General features: G+C 62.1%; 5 protein-coding genes and 1 pseudogene. 2 read left to right on the top strand and 4 right to left on the bottom strand.

What is annotated here, in order from left to right:
• Positions 1-91 precede the first annotated feature (91 nt).
• Positions 92-898 carry a DUF72 domain-containing protein gene (locus EOA86_RS21975; RefSeq protein WP_128343557.1) on the top strand — a complete coding sequence of 269 codons (807 nt, stop codon included), beginning with the start codon at positions 92-94 and terminating at the stop codon, positions 896-898.
• A gap of 96 nt (positions 899-994) precedes the next feature.
• Positions 995-2,146 carry a GGDEF domain-containing protein gene (locus tag EOA86_RS21980; protein ID WP_128343558.1) on the top strand — a complete coding sequence of 384 codons (1,152 nt, stop codon included), beginning with the start codon at positions 995-997 and terminating at the stop codon, positions 2,144-2,146.
• 41 nt (positions 2,147-2,187) lie between these two features.
• On the opposite strand, the gene EOA86_RS21985 is transcribed toward EOA86_RS21980, so the two are convergent.
• The 4 genes and pseudogenes from EOA86_RS21985 to EOA86_RS22000 all read right to left on the bottom strand — a co-directional run.
• Positions 2,188-2,364: a hypothetical protein gene (locus EOA86_RS21985; protein WP_082982505.1), complete on the bottom strand. Its 177-nt coding sequence runs from the start codon at positions 2,362-2,364 to the stop codon at positions 2,188-2,190.
• 494 nt (positions 2,365-2,858) lie between these two features.
• Complete coding sequence (gene urtE, locus EOA86_RS21990) at positions 2,859-3,554, bottom strand: urea ABC transporter ATP-binding subunit UrtE (protein ID WP_127210575.1); 696 nt, start codon at positions 3,552-3,554, stop codon at positions 2,859-2,861.
• 70 nt (positions 3,555-3,624) lie between these two features.
• The gene (gene urtD, locus EOA86_RS21995; RefSeq protein ID WP_127210569.1) at positions 3,625-4,371 is read right to left on the bottom strand and encodes an urea ABC transporter ATP-binding protein UrtD; all 747 of its coding nucleotides are present in this window, start codon (positions 4,369-4,371) and stop codon (positions 3,625-3,627) included.
• Between the two features lie 3 nt (positions 4,372-4,374).
• Positions 4,375-4,980 (bottom strand): annotated as a pseudogene (locus tag EOA86_RS22000) (urea ABC transporter permease subunit UrtC); the annotation flags it as partial.

Genomic DNA, 4,980 nt, shown 5'->3' on the forward strand with positions numbered 1-4,980 from the left:
GTACCGGCCAGGATGGACGATCGTCGACATGGCTAAAGCCGCCCAGACAACGGCGATCGCCTGATCCTTTGAAGCAAACGGGAGGACGACAGTGACTCAATCAGGAACAATTCGCGCCGGCATGGGCGGCTGGAGCTTCGAGCCATGGGACACGTCCTTCTATCCGGACAAACTGTCCAAGGCGAAGCAACTGCACTACGCAACCCGGCAGGTGCCGAGCATCGAGGTCAACGGCACCTATTATTCGAGTTTCAAGGAGCCGACCTTCGTCAAATGGGCTAACGAAGCGCCGGATGGCTTCGTCTATTCGCTGAAAGGCAACCGCTTCGTCACCAACCGACGCGTGCTCGGCGAGGCCGGCGAGTCGATGACGCGCTTCCTGGGGTCGGGCGTCGCCGCACTCGGCGACAAGCTCGGGCCGATCCTGTGGCAGTTCGCGCCGACGAAAAAGTTCGACCCGGACGATTTCGAGGCCTTCCTCAAGCTATTGCCTGAAAAGCATGACGGCGTTGCGCTGCGCCATGCGGTGGAGGTGCGCAACGACAGCTTCGTCGTGCCGGAATTCGCCGCCCTGGCGCGCAAATACAAGGTCGCGATCGTCTATGCCGATCACGCCAAATATCCAGGGATCGCCGACATCACCGGCGATTTCATCTATGCGCGGCTGCAGACCGGCAGCGACGACAATCCCGACTGCTACACGCCGAAGGGGCTCGATGAGTGGGCGGCGCGTGCCAAAACCTGGTCGGAAGGCAAGGCGCCAGTCGACCTGCCGCGCGTCGACCCCTCGACCGACGCACCGGTAAAACCGCGTGATGTGTTCGTCTACTTCATCACCGAGGGCAAGGTCCGCGCACCGTTCGGCGCCATGGCGCTGATGAAACGCGTCACAGGCTGACGATCTCGAATTGTGACATCTTCACCGCCGCCGTAACCTTATCGATACCTCCTTGCTGCATGAATCCGCGGAGCTAAGGCAGCCGCGGGTTAGGGCATGTCGCTTGACTACCACTCACTTCTGCTGGCTGTCGGTTTTTCCGCCGCCTGCCTGAGCCTGACATTGTTCGGCATCTGGCTGACCGCGCGAACTGAAAAGTTTCTGCTGACATGGGCGATCAGCGCTTTGTTGATCGTCGGCGACGTTGTTATCTACAAGGACTATATCGAGACGCCCGGACGCATTCTCGGCATCGCGACGTTCGCTCTGCTCCTGGTTGGGTTCTCGACCATGCTGGGCGCCGCCTACCAGTTCAGGAGCGGCCGGTCGCCGATCCCGCTGACGGTTCTCGGCAGCTGCATCTCGCTGGCCCTGGCGCTGCCGCCGATGGCGCTCGGCTATGACGGGCTCGGCTTCATGTTCGAAAATCTCCTCGCCGCCCTGCTTCTATTTGCAACGGCCTATCAGTACTGGATCGGGCGCGCGGAAGCCCCTGTCCCGATCATCGGCCTTACCGTGCTCTACTCGACCACCGGCATTTCCTTTGTGCTGTGTGCCATGGCTCTTGCATGGGATGGGAAGCTTGTCCTCGGACATGCGCCCAGCAACTGGGCCGAGGATCTGAGCCTCGTCGTGGTCATCGCCAGCATGACCGGCATCGGCGCCCTTTCGCTGGCGCTCAACCAAGGCCGTCTGGCTCGGCATCACCGTCTGGATGCGCTGACCGATCCGCTGACCGGCCTGCTCAATCGTCGCGCTTTGTTCGACCTCAATGGCGGCGCTCCGATCGGGGCTTTCACGGCTGTGGTCGTGTTCGACCTCGACGGCTTCAAGGCCATCAACGACGAATTCGGCCACGCCACGGGCGATCAGGTGCTGAAAGTGTTTGCCGAGGAACTGGTCGAGAACCTTCGCCCGACCGATGTCGCCGCGCGCATGGGCGGAGAGGAATTCGCGCTGGTTCTGAAGCGGACCCTGCCCGAAACGGTGGAATTCATCTCCGAGCGTATACGCACCGCCTTCGCCGCGCGCGTCATCGCGACCGAAACCCGTCCCCTGACATGTACGGTCAGCGCCGGATACGCTTTCGGCAGCAAGGACGGCATAAGCTTCGACAAGGTGCTCAGCGCGGCCGACAAGGCGCTCTATGCCGCCAAGCGCGGCGGTCGCAACCGCGTCGCCGCCTCGACCTTCCGACGCGCAAGCTAGCCGCTTCGCGGTTTAGCGCATCCGCCCCCTTCCGTCACCCCTCACGCCGCCTTCACGACCTCGTTGTAGGTATCGAGATCGACATAGAAGACCTTGGTGATCTCTGCGATCAGCTCGTCGTGGTCGTATCCTTGTGATTTCAGAATGTTGATGGCGGTCATGATGTCGACGCGCTCGGTGAGCCGTCGTTTCTGGTAGTCCTCGACGTAACGTTCCATCGGCTGCCCTGGCCCAAGTGCCCCAAATGCATTGAACAACAATCAGATCTCAAGAAGGGGGGCTGCTTGCACGGAACGTGCCGGCTAAGCCCACGCCTCACCTTGATCTGTCAACGAGACTGATACGGAAAGCGGCCGACTCAACAAGGCCAAGTAAAGCCTAGCATGCAATCTTCGGCGCGCCAGAGTTGCAAACGGTGTCGTTGAAGAAAATCTCGTAAACCTTCGTTATTTCGTCATCCTTGGGCGCAGCGACGCGAATCGGAGTGAAGACGCAAGGGTCAATGCCGTGACTTCAGAGCATCGCCACGGTGCAGAGTCCAGGATGGGGGGCGCCGGAGAACGGCTTTTTCTCTTCGGCACTCTTCGGCGGGTGTCACGGCATGGATTCCTGGGGTTTGCACCGCGTCGCTTCGCTCCTTGCTTCGCCCCAGGATGACGACGGGAGAGATGGTTCAGCTAATCCTAGAGGTTTGGGATTCGCCACTGAGGCTTTAAACAGTCAGGAACTTGCGGACATCGGCGCGGTCGAGATCCTCGGCCGGGCCGGTGTGGACGATCTGGCCGCGGTCCATGATGTTGACCTCGTCCGCCAGTTCCCGGCAGAAATCAAGATACTGTTCAACCAGCAGCACGGCGATGCCTGCCTGGTCGCGCAGATAGCGAATGGCGCGGCTGATATCCTTGATGATCGACGGCTGGATGCCTTCGGTCGGCTCGTCGAGCACCAGCAGTTTCGGCCGCATCACCAGTGCCCTGCCGATGGCAAGCTGCTGCTGCTGGCCGCCGGAAAGGTCGCCGCCCCGGCGGCCGAGCATCTGCTTCAGCACGGGGAACAATTCGAAGACGTGGCCGGGAATGCTGCGGTCGGCGCGCTTCAATGGCGCAAAGCCCGATTCGAGGTTTTCCCGCACGGTGAGCAGCGGGAAGATCTCCCTGCCCTGCGGCACGAATGCGATGCCCGACCGGGCGCGATCATACGCCGCGCTCCGGTCGAGCGCCTTCCCCTCGAAGGCAACACTTCCGCTCGTCAACCGGTGGTGGCCGACGATCGATCTCATCAAACTGGTTTTGCCGACGCCGTTGCGGCCGAGTACGCAGGTGATCTTGCCCGCGCCGGCCTTCAGCGAGACGCCACGCAGCGCCTGGGCGGCGCCGTAGTGCAGCGTGGCGTTGGAGACTTCGAGCATGGTCAGCGCCATCTCCAACGCCTGAAGAACGAAAGGTCGAAATGATGGAACGGAACGCGCCAGACCATGATCATCTTCCCAGGTAAACTTCGACGACACGCTCGTCGGCCGAAACAAAATCGAGCGAGCCTTCGGACAGAACCGAACCCTCGTGCAGGCAGGTGACCTTGACGCCGAGCTCGCGCACGAAATGCATGTCGTGCTCGACGACGATGACCGAGTGGTCGCGCGCAATATCCTTGAGCAGCCGCGCGGTCTCTTCAGTCTCGGCGTCGGTCATACCGGCAACCGGTTCGTCGACCAGCAGCAGCTTCGGATCCTGAGCCAGCAGCATGCCGATCTCGAGCCATTGCTTCTGGCCGTGGCTGAGATTGGCGGCGAGTTCATCGCGCTTGTCGCCCAGCCGGGTGATGCCGAGGATATCGTCGATCTGCCGCGCCTCTGCGGCCGAGCGGCGATGGAACAGCGCCGGGAAGATCGAGCGTGGGCCCTTCAGCGCCAGCATCAGGTTCTCCTCGATCGTGTGACTTTCGAAGACGGTCGGCTTCTGGAATTTCCTGCCGATGCCCATCATGGCGATCTCGGCCTCGTCATGTTTGGTCAGGTCGACCTGCCCGTCGAAGTAAACCTCGCCCGCGTCGGGACGCGTCTTGCCGGTGACGATGTCCATCATCGTGGTCTTGCCGGCGCCGTTGGGACCGATGATTGCCCGCATCTCGCCCTTGTCGAGCACCAGCGACAGGTTGTTGATGGCGCGAAAGCCGTCGAAGGAAACCGAGACGCCGTCGAGATAGAGGATGGTGTTGCTCTTCGACATCGCTCACTCCGCCGGCTGCGGTTCGGGGCTGGATGTGGACCAGTCGCCCGGCGTTCTCGCAGCCGAGCGGACGATCTTCGGCGGTGGCTGGCCGTCAGGATCGGTGCCGGCCTCCTCGGCGATCAAGGCCGCGCGCAGCGCCTTGGCATTGCCGCGCCAGGAATCCCACATGCCGATAATGCCTTGGGGCAGGAACAGCGTGACGGCGACAAACAGGCCGCCAAGCGCAAACAGCCAGAACTCCGGCAGCACGCCGGTGAACCAGGATTTGCCGGCATTGACCACGAGTGCGCCGATGATCGGCCCGACGATGGTGCCGCGCCCGCCTACGGCCGCCCATACCACCACCTCGATCGAGTTGGACGGCTCGAACTCGCCCGGATTGATGATGCCCACCTGCGGCACGTAGAGCGCGCCGGCAATGCCGGCCATGACAGCCGACACAGTGAAGGCGAACAGTTTGACGTTCTCCGCGCGCCAGCCGAGAAAGCGCGTGCGGCTCTCGGCGTCGCGCACCGCCATCAGCAGCTTGCCGTATTTTGAACCGACGATTGCCCAGGTAACGAAGACGGCGAGCGCCAGCGTTATGGCGCTGGCCGCGAACAATCC

This window comes from Mesorhizobium sp. M5C.F.Ca.IN.020.32.2.1, from assembly GCF_004023105.1.
Lineage (GTDB): Bacteria > Pseudomonadota > Alphaproteobacteria > Rhizobiales > Rhizobiaceae > Mesorhizobium > Mesorhizobium wenxiniae.